Annotated in this window: 22 protein-coding genes; 17 read left to right on the plus strand and 5 right to left on the minus strand. The window is 55.2% G+C overall.

The features are described 5' to 3' along the window. Nucleotides 1-8: 8 nt before the first annotated feature. The 7 genes from WJU16_RS17275 to WJU16_RS17305 all read left to right on the plus strand — a co-directional run bounded on the left by WJU16_RS17275 (nt 9) and on the right by WJU16_RS17305 (nt 5,182). Entirely contained in the window at nt 9-485 is a 477-nt protein-coding gene (locus WJU16_RS17275) for a DUF4296 domain-containing protein (RefSeq protein ID WP_341834706.1), read from the plus strand. Between the two features lie 25 nt (nt 486-510). Beyond that, nucleotides 511-1,203 (plus strand): CoA transferase subunit A, encoded by a 693-nt coding sequence (locus WJU16_RS17280; RefSeq protein ID WP_341834707.1) that lies wholly within the window; start codon nt 511-513, stop codon nt 1,201-1,203. A gap of 7 nt (nt 1,204-1,210) precedes the next feature. Further along, nucleotides 1,211-1,867 (plus strand): 3-oxoacid CoA-transferase subunit B, encoded by a 657-nt coding sequence (locus WJU16_RS17285; RefSeq protein ID WP_341834708.1) that lies wholly within the window; start codon nt 1,211-1,213, stop codon nt 1,865-1,867. Nucleotides 1,868-1,881: 14 nt separating this feature from the next. After that, the gene (locus tag WJU16_RS17290) at nt 1,882-2,712 is read left to right on the plus strand and encodes an aminotransferase class IV (protein ID WP_341834709.1); all 831 of its coding nucleotides are present in this window, start codon (nt 1,882-1,884) and stop codon (nt 2,710-2,712) included. Between the two features lie 98 nt (nt 2,713-2,810). Further along, complete coding sequence (locus WJU16_RS17295; protein ID WP_341834710.1) at nt 2,811-3,788, plus strand: glycosyltransferase family 10 domain-containing protein; 978 nt, start codon at nt 2,811-2,813, stop codon at nt 3,786-3,788. A gap of 96 nt (nt 3,789-3,884) precedes the next feature. Further along, a complete protein-coding gene (locus tag WJU16_RS17300) occupies nt 3,885-4,511 on the plus strand; it encodes a deoxyribodipyrimidine photo-lyase (protein ID WP_341834711.1) in 627 nt (208 codons plus the stop codon). Further along, a complete protein-coding gene (locus WJU16_RS17305; RefSeq protein WP_341834712.1) occupies nt 4,436-5,182 on the plus strand; it encodes a deoxyribodipyrimidine photo-lyase in 747 nt (248 codons plus the stop codon). The genes WJU16_RS17300 and WJU16_RS17305 overlap by 76 nt, the downstream gene beginning before the upstream one ends. Before the next feature lie 134 nt (nt 5,183-5,316). On the opposite strand, the gene WJU16_RS17310 is transcribed toward WJU16_RS17305, so the two are convergent. Together WJU16_RS17310 and mqnB are read right to left on the minus strand one after the other, a co-directional pair. Further along, nucleotides 5,317-6,105 carry a 1,4-dihydroxy-6-naphthoate synthase gene (locus WJU16_RS17310; protein ID WP_341834713.1) on the minus strand — a complete coding sequence of 263 codons (789 nt, stop codon included), beginning with the start codon at nt 6,103-6,105 and terminating at the stop codon, nt 5,317-5,319. Between the two features lie 13 nt (nt 6,106-6,118). Further along, nucleotides 6,119-6,775, minus strand: a complete 657-nt coding sequence (gene mqnB / locus WJU16_RS17315; RefSeq protein ID WP_341834714.1) for a futalosine hydrolase — start codon at nt 6,773-6,775, stop codon at nt 6,119-6,121. Nucleotides 6,776-6,834: 59 nt separating this feature from the next. Here mqnB and WJU16_RS17320 point away from each other — a divergent pair, with 59 nt between their 5' ends. The 4 genes from WJU16_RS17320 to WJU16_RS17335 all read left to right on the plus strand — a co-directional run bounded on the left by WJU16_RS17320 (nt 6,835) and on the right by WJU16_RS17335 (nt 9,339). Next, nucleotides 6,835-7,248: a 6-carboxytetrahydropterin synthase gene (locus WJU16_RS17320; RefSeq protein ID WP_341834715.1), complete on the plus strand. Its 414-nt coding sequence runs from the start codon at nt 6,835-6,837 to the stop codon at nt 7,246-7,248. Between the two features lie 20 nt (nt 7,249-7,268). After that, on the plus strand, nt 7,269-7,874 hold the full coding sequence (gene folE / locus WJU16_RS17325; protein WP_341834716.1) for a GTP cyclohydrolase I FolE: 606 nt from the start codon (nt 7,269-7,271) through the stop codon (nt 7,872-7,874). Between the two features lie 113 nt (nt 7,875-7,987). Further along, entirely contained in the window at nt 7,988-8,893 is a 906-nt protein-coding gene (fabD, locus tag WJU16_RS17330; RefSeq protein ID WP_341834717.1) for an ACP S-malonyltransferase, read from the plus strand. A 77-nt stretch (nt 8,894-8,970) separates the two neighbouring features. Then, complete coding sequence (locus WJU16_RS17335) at nt 8,971-9,339, plus strand: hypothetical protein (RefSeq protein ID WP_341834718.1); 369 nt, start codon at nt 8,971-8,973, stop codon at nt 9,337-9,339. A 70-nt stretch (nt 9,340-9,409) separates the two neighbouring features. Here the strand turns inward: WJU16_RS17335 and WJU16_RS17340 are convergent, their stop codons facing one another. Continuing rightward, nucleotides 9,410-9,859, minus strand: coding sequence for a GNAT family N-acetyltransferase (locus WJU16_RS17340; protein ID WP_341834719.1), 450 nt, complete (start codon nt 9,857-9,859; stop codon nt 9,410-9,412). A 14-nt stretch (nt 9,860-9,873) separates the two neighbouring features. Next, nucleotides 9,874-11,094: an aminotransferase class I/II-fold pyridoxal phosphate-dependent enzyme gene (locus tag WJU16_RS17345; RefSeq protein WP_341834720.1), complete on the minus strand. Its 1,221-nt coding sequence runs from the start codon at nt 11,092-11,094 to the stop codon at nt 9,874-9,876. 77 nt (nt 11,095-11,171) lie between these two features. Between WJU16_RS17345 and WJU16_RS17350 the strand changes: the two genes are divergently transcribed. Both WJU16_RS17350 and WJU16_RS17355 read left to right on the plus strand, forming a co-directional pair. After that, nucleotides 11,172-11,666: a DinB family protein gene (locus WJU16_RS17350; RefSeq protein ID WP_341834721.1), complete on the plus strand. Its 495-nt coding sequence runs from the start codon at nt 11,172-11,174 to the stop codon at nt 11,664-11,666. A gap of 31 nt (nt 11,667-11,697) precedes the next feature. Next, nucleotides 11,698-12,393 carry an NrtR DNA-binding winged helix domain-containing protein gene (locus WJU16_RS17355; RefSeq protein WP_341834722.1) on the plus strand — a complete coding sequence of 232 codons (696 nt, stop codon included), beginning with the start codon at nt 11,698-11,700 and terminating at the stop codon, nt 12,391-12,393. A 497-nt stretch (nt 12,394-12,890) separates the two neighbouring features. Here WJU16_RS17355 and WJU16_RS17360 read toward each other — a convergent pair whose 3' ends face one another. Further along, a complete protein-coding gene (locus WJU16_RS17360; protein ID WP_341834723.1) occupies nt 12,891-13,895 on the minus strand; it encodes a beta-ketoacyl-ACP synthase III in 1,005 nt (334 codons plus the stop codon). 92 nt (nt 13,896-13,987) lie between these two features. Here WJU16_RS17360 and ruvA point away from each other — a divergent pair, with 92 nt between their 5' ends. The 4 genes from ruvA (at nt 13,988) to WJU16_RS17380 (ending at nt 24,797) form a co-directional block, all read left to right on the plus strand. Then, nucleotides 13,988-14,575, plus strand: a complete 588-nt coding sequence (gene ruvA, locus WJU16_RS17365) for a Holliday junction branch migration protein RuvA (RefSeq protein ID WP_341834724.1) — start codon at nt 13,988-13,990, stop codon at nt 14,573-14,575. 199 nt (nt 14,576-14,774) lie between these two features. Beyond that, the gene (sprA, locus tag WJU16_RS17370) at nt 14,775-21,854 is read left to right on the plus strand and encodes a cell surface protein SprA (protein ID WP_341834725.1); all 7,080 of its coding nucleotides are present in this window, start codon (nt 14,775-14,777) and stop codon (nt 21,852-21,854) included. 125 nt (nt 21,855-21,979) lie between these two features. After that, the gene (locus WJU16_RS17375; RefSeq protein WP_341834726.1) at nt 21,980-22,339 is read left to right on the plus strand and encodes a hypothetical protein; all 360 of its coding nucleotides are present in this window, start codon (nt 21,980-21,982) and stop codon (nt 22,337-22,339) included. A gap of 175 nt (nt 22,340-22,514) precedes the next feature. Then, entirely contained in the window at nt 22,515-24,797 is a 2,283-nt protein-coding gene (locus WJU16_RS17380) for a TonB-dependent receptor (RefSeq protein WP_341834727.1), read from the plus strand.

Consider the following 24,797-nt stretch of genomic DNA (forward strand, 5'->3'; position numbering starts at 1 on the left):
ATACGACTATGAAGAAATGGAGTAAGACGGCAGGCGTCCTTTTTATCGCCCTTTGCCTGGCAGCATGCGGAGAAGCGGACCGTACACCCAGCGGTGTATTGGGGAAGGATGAAATGCGCGATATTCTGTTGGATATGAACTATGCGGACGTTTATGCCCGCGAGCAGGTGCCGGAAGGCCGGAGCCCCGCCGACATGAACGAAGCCACGCGCGATTCCGCCGTTAAAACCTTCTACGCCCAGATTCTGATGTTACATAATACGAACCGCGAAACCTTCATGAAAAGCTGGCAGTTTTATGAATCGCACCCCGACCGGCTCGAGGCGATTTATAAAGAAATGGGCGAAATCGTGAAGCGCAAGCGCGAAGTAATCGATTCCACGGATAAGGCCCGGATGGAGCGTGAGCTGAGAAAGACCGGCCGCACCCGGATGGATTCTCTGTTCTGGCCCGTGCCCGACAGCCTGAAGCTGAATATATTCTGACGTTATAGACACCAAAACAGCCAAGATGAACAAGATCGTTGCAAACGCCGACGAGGCGATAGCCGATATCCCCCATGGCGCTACCCTCATGCTCGGCGGATTCGGCCTGTGCGGCATCCCGGAAAACTGTATCGCGGCCCTTGTGCGCAAGGGCACCGGCAACCTGACGTGTATCTCCAACAACGCGGGGGTAGACGAGTTTGGATTGGGATTACTGCTGAAAACCAGACAGATTAAAAAGATGATGGCGAGCTACGTGGGCGAGAACGCCGAGTTCGAACGGCAATTATTGTCGGGCGAACTGGAAGTGGACCTCATTCCACAGGGCACCCTCGCCACAAGGATCGCCATGGCCGGCATGGGCATCCCGGCATTTTTCACCCCCGCGGGCTTCGGCACCGAGATTGCGGAAGGGAAAGAAACCCGGCGCTTCGGGGATAAGGATTATCTCATGGAAATGGCGCTTCATGCCGATTTCTCCATCGTGAAAGCCTGGAAGGGCGACCTGATGGGGAACCTCGTTTTCCGCAAAACCACCCGCAACTTCAGCACCTCCATGGCAAGGGCGGGCAACATCACCATCGCGGAAGTGGAAGAACTGGTGGAACCCGGCCAGCTGGACCCGGACGCCATACATGTTCCCGGGATTTACGTCCACCGCATCTTCAAGGGACGCGATTACGAAAAACGCATCGAAAGAAAAACTGTCAAAATCTGATTTTCCTATGGCTCTCGATAAATATGGCATTGCCAAACGCATCGCGCAGGAATTGCGCGACGGGATGTATGTAAACCTGGGGATCGGCATTCCCACGCTGGTATCCAACTTCGTTCCGCAGGGGATTTCCATCATGCTGCAATCCGAAAACGGGATGCTGGGTATGGGGCCTTATCCTACAGAAGAAGGCATTGATCCCGATCTGATCAACGCCGGGAAGGAAACGGTAACCATCCTCCCGGGGGGCGCCTTCTTCGACTCCGCTGAAAGCTTCGGCATGATCCGCGCCGGGAAGGTAGACCTCACCGTGCTGGGCGCCATGGAAGTATCCGACTCCGGCGATATCGCCAATTGGAAAATACCCGGGAAAATGGTGAAAGGCATGGGTGGCGCTATGGACCTCGTGGCTTCGGCCAAAAACATCATTGTGGCCATGATGCACACCAATCCCAAGGGCGAAAGCAAACTCCTGCCGCAATGCTCCCTGCCATTGACCGGCGTGCGCTGCGTCCGGAAAATCGTTACCGAAATAGCCGTCCTCGATGTAACCCCCGATGGCTTCCGCCTGCTGGAACGCGCGCCGGGCGTGAGCGTCGAGGAAATTAAAGCCAAAACAGCCGGCCGGCTGGTCGTGGAAGGGGATATTCCGGAAATGGTATTATAATCGTAAATTAGGGCATGCAATTGTGTTACAACGGAAGATTCATGGCGGCCGGCAAACCGTTGCTCACCGTCGATAACCGTAGTTTCAGGTATGGCGACGGCTGTTTTGAAACCATGAAAGTATACCGGGGGCAGCTCCTGCTGGCCGACCTCCATTTCGAGCGCCTGATTGCCAGCCTGCATATCCTGCACTTCCACATACCGCCGCATTTCACGAAAGAATATTTTACCGAGCTCATCGTCCAGCTCTGTCGCGCCAATAGCGTGGCGGAGCTGGCCCGTGTGCGCCTCACCGTCTGGCGCGCCGGCACGGGATTGTACGACCCGGTAGATCATACCCCGCATTTCCTCATCCAGTCCTGGGAACTGCCGGAGCACATCTTCGAACTTAACAGCGCCGGGCTGTCGATGACCGTTTTCCCCGACGCCATCAAATCCGCCGACAAGCTCGGTAACGTTAAATCCAATAACTGCCTGCCCTATGTACTGGCCGCCATGTATGCCCGGCAGCACCAGGTTTCGGAGGCAGTCCTCCTGAATCAGTACGGCCGGGTTGCCGATACAACCGTAGCGAATGTTTTCGTGGTGAAAGACGGTGAGATTTTCACGCCGCCGCTCACCGAAGGCTGTGTTTGCGGCGTTATGCGCAAACACCTGCTTACCGCCGGCTTCCAGTTCCCGATCTCCGAGCGGCCGCTCACAGTGGGCGATTTGCAAACCGCCGATGAGATCTTCCTGACCAACGCTATCTATGGCATCAAGTGGGTAGGGGAGTTTGGAGATACTTCCTACGGCAACGCCACCTCCGCCATCCTCCATGAACTGCTGTTCGAATCCATGCTGTAGGGGATTGCAGGAGACATACGCCACTTTTGAACTATCTTTGCAGACGCGATAACGCAGGATAATATTTCTTTAAGCCAGACTTCCCAACTTCGATATACATGACCATCAGAGATCTCTTGATTTATACCGGACTGTACAGGCCCTATGTCAACTACAAGTTTCTCCCCGACGAGAATAACATCGAAGTACTGAACTTCTATCCCACCAACCTGCAGGAACTGTGGCATTACCGCTATGTTATGCACCATTTCCGCGACCTGGTAACGCCGGACAACACCCTGCTGATCGGATCTGTGTTCGGGCCAAAGCGCAAACTCAAGCTCAGCAAGAGCCATATCAAAATGTTCTATACCGGCGAAAACGTGAAGCGTTTCCCCGATTTCCTCGATCAATGCAAAAAGTTCGCGGATATCGCCATCGCTTTCGATTATGCCGACACCGATCAGTACCAGCGTTTCCCCATCTGGCTGGAATATTTCTTCGAACCCGATTCCACACCAGCTTCCATCCGGAAAGAACTGGCGGAATTCGTCACCAATTACTGCCCCGACAACGAAAGGAAATTCGCCTCGCTCGTGTGCAGCCACGATAAAGGAAAACTTCGGACCATCCTCTTCCACGCCATGAGCACGATCGACCGGGTCGACAGCGGGGGCAGGTACCTCAACAACACCAACGCCCTGCAGGATGAATTCCAAGACGACAAGGCGCGCTTCATCGGGCAGTATAAATTCAATATCTGTCCGGAGAATACCGACCGGGAAGGGTATGTCACCGAAAAGGTGTTCCAGGCCATCCGCAGCAATACCATTCCCGTGTACTGGGGCGGGCTGAACAATCCCGAGCCGGAGGTGCTGAATAAAGACGCCATCCTTTTCTACAACGGTCCTGATAGCATGCCCGGCTTGCTCAAACAGATCGAAGAGCTGCACCGCAACCCGAAGTTATTCAGCGAATTCCTCGCCCAGCCGAAATTCCAGCCGCATGCCGATGAATACATCATTCATCTTTTCGACAGCCTGCACCGGAAAATGAAGAAAGTGCTGACGAAGAAAGGCGGCGTCATCGTTCCGTAACAAATCTGCATGGTGATTATCGCCGTATATTCGTGTTTCCATCTGGTATTGATACTTACCGCCGGGGTTCCCGCAGCCGGGATTTAAACCGAGTATATGAAAGTAGTTATCTGCTGGTTCCGCCGGGACCTTCGCCTGCACGACAATGCGGCATTATACCACGCGCTCCGCAGCGGGTTCCCCGTTGTGCCCGCATTCATTTTCGACACCGATATCCTCGACGACCTGGATAGCCGTGCTGACCGCAGGCTGCAGTTCATTCACGATGCGCTGTCGGTGATGCAGTCGCGGTTGCTGAAGATGGGAAGCACGCTGCATGTGTATCATGGCACGCCCGCCGCGGCGTTCCGCCATTTTACGGAAGTGTACGAGGTAGCGGGCGTGTATGCCAATCACGACTACGAGCCCTACGCCCGGCAGCGCGACGAGGCCATGGCGGCGCAATTGGGCGGTCAGGGGATCGGTTTTAAGACGTACAAAGACCAGGTGATTTTTGAAAAAGGGGAAGTGTTGAAAGATAACGGTGCACCCTATACGGTGTTCACGCCGTACAGCCGCAAGTGGAAGGCGGCGCTGGAGCCTTTTTTCTCAAATCCTATCCTGCGGAAAAGTATTTTGAATATTTCCACCTGCAGGAGGAGCGCCCTGTGCCCACGCTTCCTGATATCGGCTTCGAAACTACCCGTCACGATTTCCCGCCTCCCGATCCGGAAGACGCATTGATACAGCATTACGATAAAACCCGCGACTATCCTGCCATGCAGGGCACCAGCCGGTTGAGCGTGCACCTGCGGTTCGGCACGGTGAGTATCCGGGAGCTGGCGCGCAAAGCCATGCGATTAAATGAGACGTTCCTCAATGAGCTGATCTGGCGGGAGTTTTACCAGATGATCCTCTGGCATTTTCCGGAAGTGGTGCATGCATCTTTCAAGAAAGAATACGACAAAATACAGTGGCGGAACAACGAAAGTGAATTCCATGCCTGGTGCGAGGGGCTAACAGGTTACCCCATCGTGGACGCCGGCATGCGCGAGCTGAATGCAACCGGATTCATGCACAACCGCGTGCGGATGGTGGTGGCGAGCTTTCTCACAAAGCACCTGCTGATCGACTGGCGCTGGGGCGAGGCGTATTTCGCGAAGCAGCTCCTGGATTACGATCTGGCCGCCAACAACGGCGGCTGGCAATGGGCGGCTGGCTCGGGTTGCGATGCAGCGCCTTACTTCCGGGTGTTCAATCCTACGCTACAGGCGCAGAAATTCGACAAGGAAGGAAAATACATCCGGCGTTGGGTGCCCGAAATCGATGGGCTCCAATACGTGCAACCCATTGTAAATCATGAGATGGCCCGCAGGCGGGCGCTGGAGGTTTATGGGAAAGCACTGAAGCCCTGAGCTTCCGGCAGCCACAAAAAAGGCGCATACTGTTGAAGCATGCGCCTTTTTTGTTGCCGGCAGGGCATCCGCATGGGTGCAGTAGAGACTTAGTAGGGATACCGTACTGTAACCGTACTAGTCATGTCCCGCTTTTACAGGGAAGCCATTTGCTTCAGCACTTCAATCGCTTTGTGGCCTTGTTCGCCTAAATCCATGCTGAAGTCGTTGACATACAGTTCGATATGCTGCCGCATCACTTGTTCGTCCATTTCCTGGGCATGTTCCTTGACATATGGCGCCAGGGCGGGGTAGTTGCCGAACGCGAATTGCAGGCTGTTGGCGATCAGCGCGTCGATTTTTTGGGCCGTGGCTTCGGGGATGTCTTTGCGGATAAAGATGCCGCCGAGGGGGATGGGATGGCCGGTTTTTTCTTCCCAGAACGCGCCGAGGTCGGTGATTTTCACAAGGCCTTTCTGCTGGTAGGTGAACCGGTTTTCGTGGATGATGACGCCGGCGTCGGCCTTGCCGGAGATTACCGCCTGTTCGATATCTGAGAACACCATGATTTCCTTGTTTTTTGCATCGGGATAAGCGATGGAAAAGAGGAGGTTGGCGGTGGTATTTTCGCCGGGGATGGCGATTTTCAGCGAATTGATTTGTTCGGGCGAAAGGGGCTCCCGGGCGATGAGGAGTGGGCCGCAGCCCCGGCCGAGCGCGCTGCCGCTGTTGAGCAGGCGGTATTTGTCGGCCACGCGGAGGCCGGCGGCGAAACTCAGTTTGGTGATATCCAGTTTGCCCTGGAGGGCCCATTGGTTGAGGGTTTCCACGTCTTCCAGCCGGGTGTCGAACTGCCATCCCTCCGTGTCGATCTTTCCATTCACCAGCGCGTCGAAGATAAACGTATCGTTCGGGCAGGGCGAAAATCCTAAGCTCAGTTGCATATATCTTTCTTTTTTATCGTTCATTATTCCATTCCAGGATCGTTTGCCGCAGCAGGCCGTTGAGGTTGCGCACGGCTAAAGGTATGTCCCACTTGCTTTTGTCGCGCTGTTCCACATAATTGGAAACGGTGCGCAGCTGCAAGAAAGGGACGTTTTCCAGGAGACAGGCGTAATGCAGGGCGGCGCCTTCCATGCTTTCGAGCCCCGGCTGGTATTGCCGTTCCAGTCTTTCGATGGTGGCGGCCTCACCGCTGACGGTGTTGACGGAAACGGCCGTGAGGCGGGGGAGGTGCGCGAGACTGTCAGGAACCCTTTCAAACGGATTCAATAAATAGTCATGCGTAAACGGGTGCTGATCATGTTTCCAGAGGCCAATGTGGAAGAGGTCGCGGAACTGGCCGTTGTCTTCCGCGCCGAGGTCGGCGAAGTATTCTTTTTCCACCAGGGCGGCCTGGCCCAGGGGCAAGTCCCGGCTGAAGGCGCCCGCGATGCCGGCTTGTACCACCAGGGCGGGTTTGTTGGCCGAAAGCCGCTTTCCCAGGGCGTAAGCGGTGCTGAAGCCGCCGATGCCGGTAATAAGTATTTCCACGTCCTTTCTTCCCGATTCCTGCAGCCAGGCTGTTGTGGGCTGGATTTCCGCCTCCGTGGCGGCGGCTACGATCAGTTTCATCCCATAAAGGTACGTTTTCGTCGAATTGCTTTAACTTTGCAGAAATTTACCAAGCACAAATGATTTATCTGACGCGCGTCGAGCATTTTAATGCGGCGCACAAGTTGTACAATCCGCAGTGGAGCAAGGAGCAGAACCAGGAAGTTTTCGGCAAATGCGCCAACAACAACTGGCATGGGCACAATTATGAACTGCATGTAACCGTGAAGGGCGAACCTGATCCGGAAACCGGTTTTGTATTCAACGCCAAAACGTTAGGCGTCCTGATCAACGATGTGGTGGTGGAGAAGATGGACCACAAAAACCTCAACATGGATGTGGATTTCATGAAAGATAAATTCACCTCCGCCGAGAACGTGGCCATCGCCATCTGGGAACAACTCGAAAAACATCTCCCCGGAACCGTTCAGCTGCACTGCATCAAGCTGCACGAAACTTCCAAGATCTACGTGGAATATTACGGCGGGAAATAACCAATAAAATACTGCAAGCCATGGCTTACAAGAAGGAAGAACTGTACGACGAAAAGGTGACGGAAGGATTGGTGGAGCATTACCGCGAAAGCATTTCCCTGCTGGGCGAAGATCCGGACCGGGAAGGACTGCTGAAAACGCCGGAGCGCGTGGCCAAAGCCATGCAGTTCCTCACGCAGGGCTACCAGCTCGATGCGAAAGAAGTCTTGAACGGCGCGAAATTCACCGAAGCATACAGCGAAATGGTGATCGTGAAAGATATCGAACTGTATTCCATGTGCGAGCACCATATGTTGCCTTTCTTCGGGAAAGCGCATGTAGCGTATATTCCCAACGGCTTCATCACCGGCCTGAGCAAAATCGCCCGGGTGGTGGACATCTTCAGCCGCCGCCTCCAGGTACAGGAGCGCCTCACCCACCAGATCCTGGACGCCATCCAGGACACGCTGCAGCCGCAGGGCGTGGCCGTTGTCATTGAGGCGCAACACCTTTGCATGATGATGCGGGGCGTGCAGAAGCAAAATTCCGTGACCACCACTTCCGCTTTCAGCGGCCAGTTCGAAGACGGTACCACCCGTGCCGAATTCATGAAACTCATCGGGTCCGACCTGATGGGGCGCCGCTAAAAGACCGCTACCATATTGATTTCAATTTCCCTATGGTTTAACCCGGCTATATGCAAGCTGGGTTAAACCATAATTTTTTATATATATTTGCCATCTGATAATTAATCATATCAATGAAGCACGCATTCGTTTTTCCCGGTCAGGGAGCACAATTTACCGGTATGGGCAAGGCTTTTTATGAACAAAGCCCCAAAGCCCGCGATCTCTTCGGGCAAGCCAATGAACTGCTTGGATTCCGGATCTCCGACGTGATGTTTGAAGGCTCCGAAGCCGACCTCAAACAAACCAAAGTAACCCAGCCCGCCGTGTTCCTGCACAGCGTCATCGGGTTCCTCTGCCTGGAAAACGCCCGTCCTGATATGACGGCCGGCCACTCCCTCGGCGAATTCTCCGCCCTGGTGGCCAACGGGGCCCTCGGATTCACCGATGCGCTGAAGCTCGTTTCCATCCGCGCCAACGCTATGCAGAAAGCCTGTGAAATCACGCCGTCTACCATGGCCGTAGTGCTCGGGCTCGACGATGCCAAAGTGGAAGAAATCTGCGCCACCATTACCGACGATACCGTGGTGCCCGCCAACTATAACTGTCCCGGCCAGCTGGTGATTTCCGGTACCAAAACCGGCATCGCCCGTGCCATGGAGCTGCTCAAAGCCGCAGGCGCCAAACGCGTGATGGAACTCGCCGTAGGCGGCGCCTTCCACTCGCCCCTCATGGCTCCCGCCCAATCCGAACTGCAGGCGGCCATCGAATCCATCGCCTTCAACACGCCCAACTGCCCCGTTTACCAGAACGTGGTGGCCAAAGCCGTGACCGATCCCGCGGAAATCAAACAAAACCTCATCACCCAGCTCACCGGCGCCGTGAAATGGACCCAGTGCGTGCAAGCCATGGTGGCCGACGGCGCAACCCGGTTCACGGAAGTTGGCCCCGGTAAAGTGCTCCAGGGCCTTATCGCTAAAATCGATAAAACGGCAGCCACCGACGGCGTGTCTGACACCCTGGAACTGGCGGTTAAATAAGCGGAAACTGTAACTAAAAACATATTGCGGTCGTTTTACGGGTATAAAACACTCCCTATGCGGAAATACGTCGTATTATGCAGCATCGTAGCCCTTGCGGTTATCGCGGCGTGCAAAAAAGCAATTCGGACGAAGGGCCGCGCTGGTTGGAAAACACGGAGAAAAAAGAGACTATCATCTTCAAAGATCATCCTCCCGGCGGCGCCGATCTCCCTGCCGATAACAGCTTCTATTTCCAATTCCGGCAAATGCCCTCAGATGCAGGCTACCCCGTATTATCTGGTTTGTATTTCTACCGGATAGAGGGCGACAGCATCCTTTTCCGCAACAACGACCAGAAATTCTATTTTAAAATGGCGGCAGACGGAAAATCCTTCACCATCGGAAGATTTTTCCCTGCCAACGGAACCCGGCTGCCAGAGAAATTAGTGTTCGAGAAACAGTGAACATGCTCAGCTGACAAAAAAAACGTCCCGGCACCATCGTACCGGGACGTTTTTTTATGCCTTCACCCACTCAGAGGTCGATGCTGACGTTCAGCCATTCCGGATCGAATTTGGCGTCGTATTTCTTGTAAAAGTTAATGGCGGGCTCGTTCCAGTCCAGCACTTGCCACATCATCCCCGAGAATTTCTTCTCGCGCGCTTCCACCAGCAGCTGGTCGAACAGCAACTTGCCGATGCCTTTACCGCGGTGGCTGTCGGTCACCACAATATCTTCCAGGTACATGCGCTGGCCTTTCCAGGTGGAGTAGCGGATGTAATAGAGCGCCATGCCGGCGATAACGCCGTCTTCTTCTGCTACAAACGCCCACCATACCGGATTAGGCCCGAACCCCGATTCTTCAAAATGGCTGAGGTCAACGGTGACTTGTTCGGGTGCTTTTTCGTATAAAGCCAGTTCGCGCACCAGGTCCATCATGCGGGCGCAATCTTTTCTTTCTGCTTTTCGGATCGTAATCATCATTGAATTTTAGCGGTTTATGCCAGGGCCTGGTCAAGATCGTTCAGGATGTCGGTCACCGATTCGAGGCCGGTGCTCATGCGGATGAGGCCGTCGGTGATGTCGTATTTTTCGCGCAGTTCTTTCGGAACGCTGTAATGGGTCATCGAAGCGGGGTGGCAGATGAGTGTGTCGGTGGTGCCGAGGCTCACGGCCCGGAGGCACATCTGCAGTTTGTCGATGAACTTTTTGCCGGCTTCCAGCCCGCCTTTCAGTTCAAAGCTCAGCATGGCGCCAGGATGTTTCATCTGCCGGGAGGCGATCATGAAATCCGGGTGGTCTGCCAGGCCGAGGTAATTGACGCTAGCGATGGCCGGGTGCCCGTCGAGGAATCCGGCAACTTCCATGGCGTTATGGCAATGCCTTTCCATGCGCACTTCCAGGGTTTTGATGCCTTGCGTGAGCATGAATGCGTCGAAAGGGTTGGAGTTGGCGCCGAGGAGGCGGTGCACTTTTTCCACCGGTCCGCTCATCCGCTCCACGTCGCGCCCGATAAGCACGCCGCCGATCGCGGTGCCATGGCCGTTGAGGAATTTGGTGGTGGAATGGAAGACGTAATCCGCCCCGAAAGCAAACGGCTGCTGGAGGTAGGGCGTGGCAAAGGTATTGTCGACCGCGGAGATGAGGTTATGCTGCTGCGCCATGGCGATGAGGGCCTCGAGGTCCACGCACCGCAGGGTGGGATTGGCGGGTGTTTCGAGGTACATCATGCGGATGGAGGGATCGTTGCGGAGGATGTCTTCCGTTTTGTTCAGGTCGCGCATGTCGGTGATGATGGCCTCGATCCCCAGCGGCGGGAGGATCTTCATGAAAAGCTCTTCGGTGCCGCCGTAAAGGGAGTAATGCGACAGCACCTTGTCGCCCGCTTTGAGGTGGGCGAGGAAGAGCGTGGAAAGCGCGCCCATCCCGGAGGCATGCAGCTTCGCTTTTAGTTGAAGCGGCGAGCCGTCGGGGCCGGTAAGCCCGAAAGCTTCCAGGGCGGCAATTTTGGCTTCCGCTTCCCGGAAGTTGGGCGAGTCCCAGCGGGAGTAAATAAACCCGTCTTCCTGCCCGCTGAACCGGCGCATGCCTTGTTCGGCGGAATCATATACGTAGGTGGAAGAGGCGTAAATGGGGGTGAGGTGCGCGTATCTCGGGTCCTGCTCATGGCCTGCATGCACGCAAACCGAACTGAAACCTGTGAGCGGTGAAGGTTGCATATGCGGTAGTTTGAATTATTTTTTGGTTATGATTATCTTGGTAAAGTAATTCAGTAAGCTGTAAAATTAAGATTTTAATGAAGGAACTTCTGTTGCAATTGGCGCGGCACAACGCCTGGGCGAACCAGCGTTTGATGAAAGCGCTGGCGGGCCTGCCCGGCGAGCGGCTGGACCGCGACATGGGAAGCAGCCACCCCTCCCTGCGGGCAACGGTATTGCATATCTGGAATGCGGAAAGTATCTGGTATCAGCGGTTGCACCTGGCAAGCCCGGTGGTACCGGCGGCAACGGTCTTCCGGGGCGAAACGGAAGAGCTGGCGCGGTTGTTCGTAAAGCAGAGCGATGACCTGGCGGCGTTCGTAGCTACGGCGTCCCCCGCGCGGCTGGCGCATACAGTGGAGTATAACAGCGTGGCGCTGGGCGTTTGCAAAACGCCGGTGGAACAGATACTCCTGCAGTCGTTCACCCATTCCGCCTACCACCGCGGGCAGCTGGTGACGATGCTGCGGCAGCAGGGCGCCACTAAAATACCTTCCACGGATTTCATCGAATATACCAGCAAGAAAAAATAATTCCCCGTATTTTACAACCACAATCGGAATTATGAGCCATGGATCGTTTTACGCCAATGCACCGCGGCACCTGGTGGCAGTGGACTGCATTATTTTCGGGTTCGAAGACGGGAAGCTGAAACTATTGATCATCCAGCGGAAAGTAGACCCGCTGGAAGGTGCATGGTCGCTCGTGGGCGGATTTGTGCAGGAAGATGAGAGCACCGACCATGCCGCGATCCGCGTGTTGCGGCAAACTACCGGTATCCGGGATATTTACATGGAGCAGCTGCGCACGTATGGCGATGCCAACCGGGATACCGGCGCCCGCGTGATATCCCTGGCTTATTACGCCCTCATCCGGATCAGCGAGCACGACCGCATGCTGGCGCAGGAACATGGCGCCCACTGGCTCAACCTCCACCAGATCCCCGGGCTGATATTCGACCACAACACCATGCTAAACGAAGCGCTGGAACGCCTGCGCGACAAAGCCAAATTCCACCCCATCGGCTTCGAGCTGCTCCCCGAAAAGTTCTCCCTGCCCCAATTGAGAAATTTATACGAAGAAATTTATCAACGGCCGTTAGATAAACGTAACTTTAGGAAGAAAATCCTCGCGATGGACATCCTGGAGAAACTGGATGAGAAAGACAAAAGCACCTCCAAGAAAGGCGCCCATCTCTACCGGTTCGACAGGAAAAAGTACGATGCGTTGACCCAGCATGGATTTGTTTTTGAGATTTAGCAAGACGAAGCGATTACATCATCCTTATTCCAAAACCCAAGCAAATGTGTTTGTTTATCCGAAAATGCATGTGCGCCCAGGCGCCCTGTTATCGTGGACATGACGAGATGCTACATGCCCCGTAACCCCTGATTCTACGCTCCATCTGACCATTTTTACACCTGACTATGAAAACTGCGCCCTATGTATCAGCATTATTGTTGTGCCAGATTCGGCATCAGACATGAGGTATCGCGCGAGGATGGAATGAACCTGCGCGTGGTAAAACGGCATCTGGAGGATCAACCGGATGGCCGGCACAGCTATCAGTTTTATGTTACGCCCGGTTACCGGATCGGGCAGGACGTGAAACGGTTGAATATCCGGTATTGCCCTTTTTGCGGAACGGATTTACATGCGTTTTATCGCTCCGATCAGTTTGTGAATGAAGAACCGGATATCTTTTAACGGGAAAAGGCATCCGGGTGGATGCCTTTTCCTTTATAAGCTATTGATAATTATGCTTTTTTGCCGTCGTATGCCCATTTGATGTAGCTGGCGCCCCAGGTGAACCCGCCGCCGAAGGCTGCGAGAATGAGGTTATCGCCTTTGTTCAGTTGGGATTCCCACTCCCAAAGGCAGAGGGGGATGGTGCCGGCGGTGGTGTTGCCGTAGCGGTGGATGTTGATCATCGTTTTTTCCTTGGGAACGCCCATATGGTCGGCCGTGGCGGAGATGATGCGGAGGTTGGCCTGGTGGGGCACGAGCCAGGCCACGTCATCGGCCGTGAGCTGGTTGCGGTCCATGATGGTGCGGGCTGCATCGGCCATATTGGCAACAGCGTATTTGAATACGGTTTTTCCTTCCTGGAATACGTAGTGCTGGCGGTTGGCAACGGTTTCGGCGGAAGCGGGGTAGTTGGAGCCGCCGGCCTTCATATTGAGGAATTCACGGCCATGGCCATCGGATTTCAGGACGGAGTCGATGAGGCCGAACCCTTCGGTGTTGGGTTCGAGGAGCACGCCACCGGCGCCGTCGCCGAAGATGATGCAGGTGGTGCGGTCGGTATAATCGATGATGGAGCTCATTTTATCGGCTCCGATCACCATTACTTTCTTGTATTTGCCGCTTTCGATGAATTTGGAGCCGGTGTCCAGGGCGTAGAGGAAGCCCGAGCAGGCGGCGCCGATGTCGAAACCGAAGGCGTTTTTGGCGCCGATCTTATCCGTAACAACGTTCGCGGTGGCGGGGAACACCATGTCTGGCGTCACCGTAGCCACGATGAGCAGGTCGATCTCTAACGGGGAGATGCCTCTTTTTTTGCAGATCTCGAGCGCTACCGGTACACACAGCTCGGAAGTACCTTTTCCTTCTCCCTTCAGTATCCTCCGTTCCTTGATGCCGGTCCGGGTCATGATCCATTCGTCTGTCGTTTCAACGAGTTTTTCCAACTCCTGGTTAGTCAGTACATAGTCGGGAACATACCCACCCACCGCCGTTATGGCGGCTGTTATTTTACTCATATTGTTAGGATAAGTTATAAAATGGGCGTAAAAATACGACTTAAACGAATAATTCTATTTATGATTTAATTTCGCCGGAGATAAAATCCTATATGATAGCATACCTGAATGGCAAACTTGCCTTCAAATCCCCCGCCATGGTACATCTGGACGTAAACGGCGTAGGTTACGAAGTCCAGATCAGCCTCCATACCTGGACGCAGATCGGCGGTCTTGAAACCTGCAAGCTCCTGACTTACGTACATATCAAGGAGGATGCCCACACGATGTACGGCTTTTTTTCCGACGCGGAAAGGAGCATGTTCCTCCAACTGATCAGTGTTTCCGGGGTAGGGGCCGGTACGGCCCGGATGATGCTGAGCTCGCTCACGCCGGAAGACGTACAGCGGGCCATCGTCATGGAAAACGAGAAGATGCTGGAAGGCGTGAAAGGGATCGGGAACAAAACGGCCAAGCGTATTATCCTGGAACTGAAGGATAAAGTGAAAAAACACCGCGAGGAAACCGTATATTTATCTCCCCAAACCCACAATAGTATTGAGGAAGATGCGTTAAATGCTCTGGTAACCTTGGGTATTGCCAGAAACATGGCCGAACAGGCGGTACGGAAGGTGCTGAAAGCGGAGCCACAATTGCATGAGTTGGAGGTACTTATCAAGAAATCCCTCAAAAATTTATAACTTAGTAGTCCTTGACCTCTATAAAACCTAAGATCGCTTGGCAAGAAAGAATTACCTTGGAATACTTGCAGTAATCGGTGTTGTATCTTTAGTCATTGTTGAATCAGCCGCCAGAAACACGAAAAGTTCGGGATATACTTACAAGAAAAATAAAACGTACGCGGGGATTTGGGAATCAGCTCTGACACGTCCTGACACGGTGGGAAAGCCCGATACGCTGAAATATCCCATCCGAGACAGGAGGGGAACAGCCGTCACAGACCCCGTCCGTAACGCAATAGATCTGAAAGACCCCGCCAACATTGAAAAGACTGTAGAATACGACCCCGCATCCAAGGAATACATCGTTACTGAAAAAATCGGGAGCCGGAATTACCGGCAGCCTACCGTCATGTCCTTCAACGAATTCTATCGTATGCAGGCGGCGCAGAGCGAACGCGAGTATTGGCAGAAGAGGGCCGGCACCATCGGCAACCTTAACCAGCGCGGCACCGCTCCACAGCTTTATTATGGCGATAAGCTCTTCGACCGCGTATTCGGCGGCACGAAGGTCGACATCAAGCCGCAGGGAAGCCTGGGGCTTACTTTCGGTTACCAGGGCCAGAACGTGAAAAACCCCGTGCTCGTGGAAAGAGCCCGCAAAAACGGGGGCTTCGACTTCGATATCGACATCAACATGAACGTGACCGGCAAGATCGGGGAGAAGCTGAAACTCATCACCAACTACAACACCCAAAGCAACTTCGACTTCGAAAACCAGGTCAAACTCGAATATACCGGCTACCAGGACGAGATCATCAAGAAAATTGAAGCCGGTAACGTCAGCTTCCCGCTCAGCAGCTCCCTCATCCCCGGGGTGCAAAGCCTCTTCGGGGTTAAAACGCAACTTCAGTTCGGGCGCCTCACCGTTACCAGTGTGCTCTCCAACCAGAAGTCCATGAAGCAGAACATGGTGCTTCGCGGAGGTAACAGCGTGAACGACTTCATCAGCCGGGCAGATGAGTATGAAGACAACCGGCACTTCCTCATGGCCCAGTTTTTCCGGGATACGTTTAATTACGCGATGAGCAACCTGCCGGTGATCCGCTCGCAGGTGTATATCAACCGCGCGGAAGTGTGGGTAACCAACAAATCGGGCGCCACCACCGAAACACGGGACATCGTGGCCCTGATGGACCTGGCCGAGCAGCGCCCCCACAACCCCGCGATCCAGGCGCTGACGTCCAACCGCCTGCCCGACCGGAACACGAACGACCTGTACCGCAATCTTATCAGCGACCCGGCGGCCCGGTTCACCGGAACGGTGGTGAGCCGCCTGCTGGCCCTGAACCTGGAGCCCGTGCAGGATTTTGAGAAAACCTTCGCCCGGAAGCTCGACTCCACCGAATATACCCTCAACCGCCAGATCGGTTTCATCTCCCTGCAGCAACAGCTGCAGCCCGACGAAGTGCTGGCCGTGGCCTACCAATACACCTACAACGGCCGCGTATACCAGGTGGGTGAGTTCTCGCAGGACGTGCCCCCGGACCCGAAAAACTCGGCCAACCAGCAGATCCTCTTCCTCAAGATGCTGAAAGCCACCTCCGCCAGGCCCGCCCTCCCCATCTGGGACCTCATGATGAAAAACATCTACTCCACCGGAGCTTACCAGGTAAACCGCGCCGACTTCAAACTCGACGTCCTCTATAAAGACCCCGGCACCGAAACCCGCGCCCCCAGCGAAAAACGCTACCTGCCGGACGCCGCGGGCCAATACCAGGGCGCTCCCATCATCACCATCCTCAACCTCGACCGCCTCAATAACCAGAACGACCCCCAGCCCGACGGCGTATTCGACTACGTGGAAGGTTTCACCATATTCCCGCAGAACGGGAAAATCATGTTCCCCGTGCTGGAACCTTTCGGCGAAGGCGTCCGCAAAGCCTTCGGTGGAGACGCCGCCCTGGAAAAACAATACATGTACACCATGCTGTACGACTCCATCAAGGTCATCGCGCAGCAGTTCCCCAACCTCAACAGGTACATCATGCGGGGATCGTACAAGTCCGCCAACGCTTCCGAAATCTCCCTCAACGCCTATAACATCCCCCGTGGCTCCGTAACCGTAACCGCCGGCGGACAAATGCTCCGCGAAGACATCGATTACCTTATCGATTACAACATGGGGCGCATCAAAATCATCAACGGCGGGGTCCTCAGCGCCGGTGTGCCCATCAATGTGCAGTTCGAAAACAACGGGCTGTTCGGGCAGCAGGTCCGCAACTACATGGGGACCCGTCTCGATTACTTCGTGAACGACAAGCTGAACCTCGGTGGTACCGTGGTGCGGATGAGCGAGCGGCCTTATTACCAAAAAGTGAATTACGGCGACGATCCCATCAAGAATACCGTGGTGGGGCTCGACGGTAACTATATTTCCGAGTGGCGCGGCCTTACCCGCCTGCTCGACCGCCTGCCCAACTTCCAGACATCGCGCCCGGCGGCGATCAACTTTACGGGTGAGGTGGCCAGGTTGTTCCCCGGGCACTCCAAACTGGTGAACGCACCGGGTTCCAAACAGGGGCAGGTAATGATCGACGATTTCGAGGGTACCCGCAGCGGCTACGACCTGAAGTTCCCGTCTACCGCCTGGAGCCTCGCCTCCACGCCCCGCGACGCCACCAATGCCGCCGGTTCCATCCTCTTCCCCGAAGCGGAATTGAACGATACGCTGGCCTATGGCAAGAACAGGGCGCTGCTGGCCTGGTACATCATCGAGCCAACCTTGCAGATCCCCCGGTCCAGCAACCTCCCGCCCGGTGTTACGGAAGCGTCGCAGTCCGACCCGCGCACCCGCCTCATTTACCAGAAAGACGTGTTCCCCAACCGCTCTACCGACTTCGGCCAGAGCCAGCTGAGCACCCTCGACCTGGCATACTATCCCGAAGAGAAAGGTCCATATAATATGGAGAGCTCACCCCTCCAGCTCGAAGCCAGCGGCCGCCTCCGCAACCCGAAGCAACGCTGGGGCGGTATCATGCGCGCCATCGACAACTCCGACTTCGAGACGGCGAATATCGAATTCATTGAGTTCTGGGTGCCGGATCCCTTCTTCAATAATCCCAACTCCAGCGGTGGTTCGCTGTACTTCAACCTCGGCAACGTATCGGAAGACGTGCTGAAGGATTCCCGCAAGTTTTTCGAAAACGGCCTGCCGGATCCCAACGCCGACCGCAATAAACTCGACTCCACCAAATGGGGCCGCATTCCCAAGTTCCAGCAGCAGATCACACAGGCATTCGACAACGATCCCAATATCCGCCGCTACCAGGACGTAGGTTTCGACGGTTTGGAAAACGGCGACGAGCGAAACTTCCACGCGCCTTACCTCCTCGACCTGGCCACTAACTTCGGCACCGGTTCCGGCGCATATCAGAACGTGGCCAACGACCCTTCGAACGACGATTATAAATGGTACCGCGACGCCGCTTACGACGCGGCCCGCACCGATATCCTCGGCAGGTATAAAAAGATTAACGGTCCGGATGGCAACTCCCCCGTGTCCAACGACAATTCGCAGTTCTCCAACGCGGCCACCAACTATCCCGAGTCGGAAGACCTCAACCGCGACAATACCATGAACGAAACGGAGGAATATTTCCAGTACCGGGTAGACCTGACGCCCAACATGCAGGTGGGCTCCAACTACGTGGTAGACCGTTTCGAGACGCGCGTGCAGTTGCCCAACGGGCAGATGGCCGACCAGATCTGGTACCAGTTCAAGGTGCCGGTGAACCAGTACGACCGGAAGGTGGGCAACATCCCCGACTTCAAATCGATCCGTTTCATGCGGATGTTCCTGACCGGTTTCGAGGATTCCGTGGTATTGCGTTTCGCCAAGCTCGACCTGGTGCGCAACCAATGGCGCCGTTATTTATATGAACTGAAGCCCGGCGACCCGATCCCGGTGGACCAGCAAACGACCTTCAACGTGTCGGCCGTGAACATTGAGGAGAACGCCAAGCGCCGTCCCGTTCCGTATGTACTGCCTCCCGGCATCCTGCGCCAGAACACGCTGAGCACCAACAATACCAATATCCTCCTGAACGAGCAGGCCATCTCCGCGCAGATCTGCAACCTGCAGGATGGTGAAACGCGGGCGATGTATAAAAATATCCAGCTCGACCTGCGGCAGTATAACCGCCTGCAGATGTTCATCCACTCCGAAGCGGTGAGCGACCCCAGTTCTTTGAAGGACGGGCAGCTGCAGGCCATCGTGCGGGTGGGTAGCGACTTTACCGAGAACTATTATGAATACCGCATTCCCATGAAGGTGACGCCCTGGGGCGCGGCGCGCGATACGGAGATATGGCCGGAGGAAAACAACCTCGACCTCGATCTCGACCGGTTCGCCAAACTGAAGATGGCACGTAATAATAGTGGCGCATCGCCATTGGTGCCGTATGAAGAACAGGATGGCAACGCCGTGGTAGCCGTAGTCGGTAACCCGAGTTTGGGTGATGTGCGGAACGTGATGATCGGGGTGACCAACCCGAAAGACGATGGATTGCCGAAATGTACCGAAGTATGGTTTAACGAGATGCGCCTGACCGGCCTCGACGAAAAAGGCGGGTACGCCGCGCTGGCCAGGATGGATATCGACCTGGCGGACCTGGGTTCCATCACCGTGAGCGGAAACATGCACACGGCGGGCTTCGGTGGTATCGACCAGCGGGTGAACGACCGTTTCCGGGATAACTTCCTGCAATACGATATTGCCGGCAACTTCGATCCCGGAAAGCTGTTGCCGAAAAACCTCGGGCTGACGATCCCCATCTACGCCGGTTATTCCCAAACTACCAGCAACCCGGAATATGACCCCTACGACCTGGATATCAAGTTGAAAGATAAATTGTCGATGGCCCGGAACAAGGAGCACCGCGACTCCATCCGCCGCAACGCGCAGGACTTCACCTCCATCAAGAGCCTGAACCTGACCAACGTGCGTAAGCTTGCCATTGGCCGCACCAAAAACAGGCTGTGGGATATCGAAAACTTCGACATCAGCTATTCCTACAGCCAGATCAGCCGTCATAACCCGGTGATCCAGGAAGATGTGCTGACCCGCCACCGCGGTGGTTTGGGGTATACCTTCAACGGAACGCAGAAATTCATCGAGCCGTTCAAGTTCATCAAGAACAAAACGCCCTGGCTGGCTTTGATCCGCGAGTTCAACATCAACTACGTGCCTACGCTCATGAGCTTCCGGGCCGACGTATCCCGCCAGTTCGGCGCCACCCGTATGCGCAATATCGGCGGCGGTCCGTTCCAGTTGCAGGAAACTTATGACAAGTTCTTCCGCTTCGACCGGTATTATTCATTGAAGTGGGACTTCTCCCGCAATCTTTCCCTCGACTTCAATGCCGTGAACAATGCGCGCATCGATGAGCCGGATGGGCGGATCAATACCGGCGCCAAGAAGGATTCCGTTCGCGGAAACTTCTTCAAGGGCGGCCGCAGCACCAATTATTTCCACAACGCCAATATTACCTACACGCTGCCGACGGCCAAGTTCCCGGCGCTCAGCTGGACGAGCGTGGCCATCAGCTATGGAACCGAGTACCGTTGGATCGGCGCGTCGCGGCTGGCGATGTACCTGGGCAACGCCATCGAGAATTCGAACCAGAAAACGGTGGCGGCGGAGTTCAAGTTCAATGAACTGTACAATAAGAGCAAATGGCTGCGGAAGATGAACATCAGCAGCTCCGGCGGCTCCGAATATGTTCCGCCGCTGATGGGCAATGCGCCGCAGGCGGGAGGAAAAGACGATAAGAAGGCCGACGAAGGACAGCCTTCCGGTGCCGCCAAAGCGCTCATGCGGATCGCGATGATGCTGAAACGCATCAATGTAAACTATAGCGAGAATTCGGGCACCCGTATGCCGGGTTATCTCGACAGCACCAAGCTGCTCGGGATGAACTGGCAGTCGATGGCCCCGGGTATCGGTTTTGTGCTGGGCAAGCAGCCCGACAAGGCCTGGATGGACAACTTCGCAAAGAAAGGCCTCCTCAGCCCGGATACCCTCTTCAACATCCAGTTCCAGCAGCAATTCACCCAGCGCCTCGATATCCAGGCGCAACTGGAGCCGGTGCGCGACCTGCGCATCGATCTGAACCTGACCCGTTCCTTCTCCAAAACGCACACCGAACTCTTTAAAGATACCATCGGCAACGGCGTGTTCAACCACCTGAACCCCTACGACGCCGGCGGCTTCGAAATCACCTTCATCGCCATTAAAACGATGTTCGGCAAGATCAATACGGAAGACGGCGTATCGTCCACTTTCCGGGATTTCGAAAATTACCGTTCGGCGATTTCGGAACGCCTCGGCCAGCTGAACCCGTATAATAATAACGGTTCCGTTCCGAAATACGACCCGAAAGATCCGCAATACCGCTACGGCTACGGCCGTTATGCGCAGGACGTACTGGTGCCGGCCTTCCTGGCCGCCTACACCGGTACCACACCGGAAAACGCGCCGCTGTTGAAGCATACCAATGCCAACGTGCGCTCCAATCCGTTCAAGAACATCCTGCCGCGGCCCAACTGGCGTATCACGTACAACGGCCTGAGCCGCGTGAAACCGTTCGCCGATTTCCTCACGAACTTCACCCTCACCCACGCTTACACCGGCCTGCTGAGCATGAACTCCTACAACACGGCGCTCATGTATTACGATCCGCTGATCCTGGGTTACCCCGCGTTCCGCGATACGGTGTCGGGCAACTACGTGCCGTACTTCCTCGTGCCGAACCTCACCATCACCGAGCAGTTCGTGCCGTTGCTCGAAGCTGATATGACCTTCACCAACTCCCTGAACCTCCGCGTAGGTTTCCGGAGAAGCCGTACCCTCAGCCTCAGCCTCATCGATTACCAGCTGAGCGAAATGCGGTCGAGCGAGATCACCATCGGCGGGGGATACCGCGTCAGAGGCCTGCCATTGCCCATCCGTATCGGGAAAGACGGCGGCAAACGCCTGGAGAACGACCTTAACTTTAGGATGGACCTCAGCTGGCGCGACGATAAAACCGTCAACAACAGGCTGGACGCAGATATCGTGATCCCCACCAGCGGGCAGAAAGTGATCAGCATCGCACCGTCGATCGATTATGTGGTCAATAACCGGTTGAACATCAAGTTCTTCTATGACCGCAGGCAAACCATTCCCGTCATTTCAACCGCCTACCCGATTACAAATACACGCGGCGGCGTGACACTGCGGTTTATGCTCGCGCAGTAACGGACAGACAACTAAAAAACAATACCCAAACGGGGGAACCATGATGAAGGTTCCCCCGTTTTTGTTGGAACATTGATGTAAATCATATGTGCGTATGCGAATGGAAACGTATTTTTGCCATGTTCATGAAACAGATTTTCGTCATAGTCATTCTCGGTGGGCTCTTGCTGCAGACGTTCAGCAAAGGTCTCGTGCTGGCGGAATTTTCGCTGAACAAGGAGTATATCTCACGGGTGCTTTGCATCAACAAGTCCAGGCCGAAAATGCATTGCGATGGTCACTGCGTGCTCATGAAGAAAATGGAGCAGCAGCAGAAAAAAGACCATAGCGGCAATTCGGTGACCGAGAAGTTCGAAATCCTCATTGCACAAACCGCCTCGCAGCTCCTGCTGCGTCCCGAAAAGGCGGTGCGCATCCGCCCGGCATATTTGTCGGATGTGCCCTCCAGACCCCTCCATGCCGTGTTCCACCCTCCACGTGCGTAACCCCTTTCTTCCTTACTGATTTTTCCTTTCAACATCTCCTGGTGCAGGGCTAAAAGCCCATGTAACCGGTTATTTCCATCCGTTTGCGACAGTCGTTCCGGCCTGCCCGCGCATTTGCGCGCATGCCTGCGGCAACACGTTTGCGCGACTGTACGTATACATCTAACACACGAGCATGCAACGCATTCTATACATATCTCTTTGCCTCCTTTATTGCAGCCTGGCGGCCCATTCTCAGGAGCGGGTCAAAGGCAGGGTGATCGACGCCCTTACCCGGCAGGCCCTTCCCAACGTTACCATCCAGGCCGGCGGCACCGGTTCGCTGACCGACGCTTCCGGAAGGTTTGCGGTGCATTGTCCTCCCGGCACCGATTCCCTCAAAGCCAGCTGCATCGGCTATGCCGCCTGTTGCGTAAGGGTTTCGGGGGATGATGAATATACCTTTATAATGGAGCCACTCGCCGGCAAGCTGGGCGAGATCATCGTATCCGCCGGGCGGCAGCGCCAGTACCGTACCGACGCGCCCATCGCCATCAGCACCCTCAACGCGCAGACGCTGAAGGAAACCAAAGCCACTTCCCTCGAACAAGTACTGAATAAAGTAAGCGGCGTGTATATGGTGGATCTGGGTAATGAGCAGCACACCTTGGCCATCCGCCAGCCGATCGGGTATAAAAGCCTGTTCCTGTACCTGGAAGACGGGCTCCCCATCCGCACGGTCGGCGATTTCAACCATAACGCCCTCATCGAAATCAATATGGCGGCCCTGCAAAGGATCGAGGTGATCCGGGGACCGGCGTCATCTTTATATGGCAGCGAAGCCGTGGGCGGCGCCGTCAATTTCCTCACCGCGCAGCCAACACCCGTTACCACCGGGAAAATACAGGCGGAAATGAGCGATGGCGGCTACAAACGCACCGACTTCAACCTGTCGGGCACCAAAGGCAAGCTTGGCGTGTGGTTTGGCGGTTATTACGCCGATCAGCGCAATGGTAAGATCGACCACAGCGATTTCCATAAACTGGCGCTCACGCTGAAAACGCAATACAAATTCAATGAGCGCGCCACCTGGACCAACACCGCCACTTTCGTGGATTACAAAACAGATCAGACGGGCGGCGTTGACAGCAGCAATTTCTACGCCCGCAACTACAAAAGCATGCACACCTTTTCGTACCGGTTAGTGAAAGCTTTCCGGTTCAGGAGCACGCTGGAGCAACAATGGAGCGACCGCGACCAGACGAGTTTTTCCGTTTTTTACCGGCATAATGAAATCGGGCAGAACCCCTTTTACGCCATCAAAACCACCAGCAATCCCCTGAAAGCGAGAGGCGAAATCAACAGCGATGCGTTTCAGAGCGGGGGGCTGCTCATGCAGCACCGGAAACGTTTCGGGTGGAAGGGCGCTTCCGTTACGGCGGGCCTCAGCGCGGATTACAGTCCCGCTACCTATCACGCGGATTACATTGATGTAGACCGTGATGCAAAGGGTAACTTCGTTGGATACACGCGTACGGACTCTGTGCTCACCGATTACAAAGTGGACCTGGTGAATTCAGCGCTGTATGTACAAGGCGAAATGAATCCTTTCAAAAACATGAAACTGATCGCCGCGCTGCGGTACGACCGGATGGATTATCGTTTCGACAACTACCTGCCGCCATCCGCCTTCACCGGCGCGCCCGACGAGCGAAACCACTACCAGGCATGGACGCCCAAGCTGGGGCTTACCTACGACTTCGGCCATGGCCGCGGGCTTTACGCTAATTACAGCGTGGGCTTTGCGCCGCCGAATATTTCCGAGCTGTACCGCGGCGTGAAGGTGCCGACCCTCAAGCCGGCAACTTACCGCAACTATGAAATCGGCGGCTGGATGACTTTTGCAGGCCGGAAAGGGCATGCGGAAGCAAGCCTGTACCGGATGGACGGAAAGAATGAAATCATCAGTGTTCGCCTGGCCGATAATTCCACCGAAAACCGCAACGCCGGCGAAACGAAACACAGCGGTGTGGAGTGGAGCGTGCGGTACGACATTTTGCCGTCACTTCAAATCCGCACCGGTGGCACGTATGCGCGGCATGATTTCGTGGAGTTTGAGGACAAGGGTACTTCTTACAACGGTAACCGTATGAACACCGCGCCGGAATGGATCACGAATTCGGAGGTAAACTGGAAACCGGCGTTCGTCAACGGTCTACGCCTGGGGATGGAGTGGCAGCATGTGGGCAGCTATTTCATGGACCCCGGCAATACCGCGCGTTACGGCGGGTACGACCTGTTCAACGCCCGCGCGGGTTACCGGTTGGGATCGTTCGAGTGCTGGGTCAACTGCCGCAACTTGTTTGATGTAACGTATGCCACCACCGCGGAGAAAAGCGCTTTCGGCGCGAGCTACCGCCCCGGACCGGTGCGCACATTCAATTTCGGCGTAGCCTACACTTTCACCGCCAAACAGTAA

This window comes from Chitinophaga pollutisoli (assembly GCF_038396755.1).
Classification (GTDB): domain Bacteria; phylum Bacteroidota; class Bacteroidia; order Chitinophagales; family Chitinophagaceae; genus Chitinophaga; species Chitinophaga pollutisoli.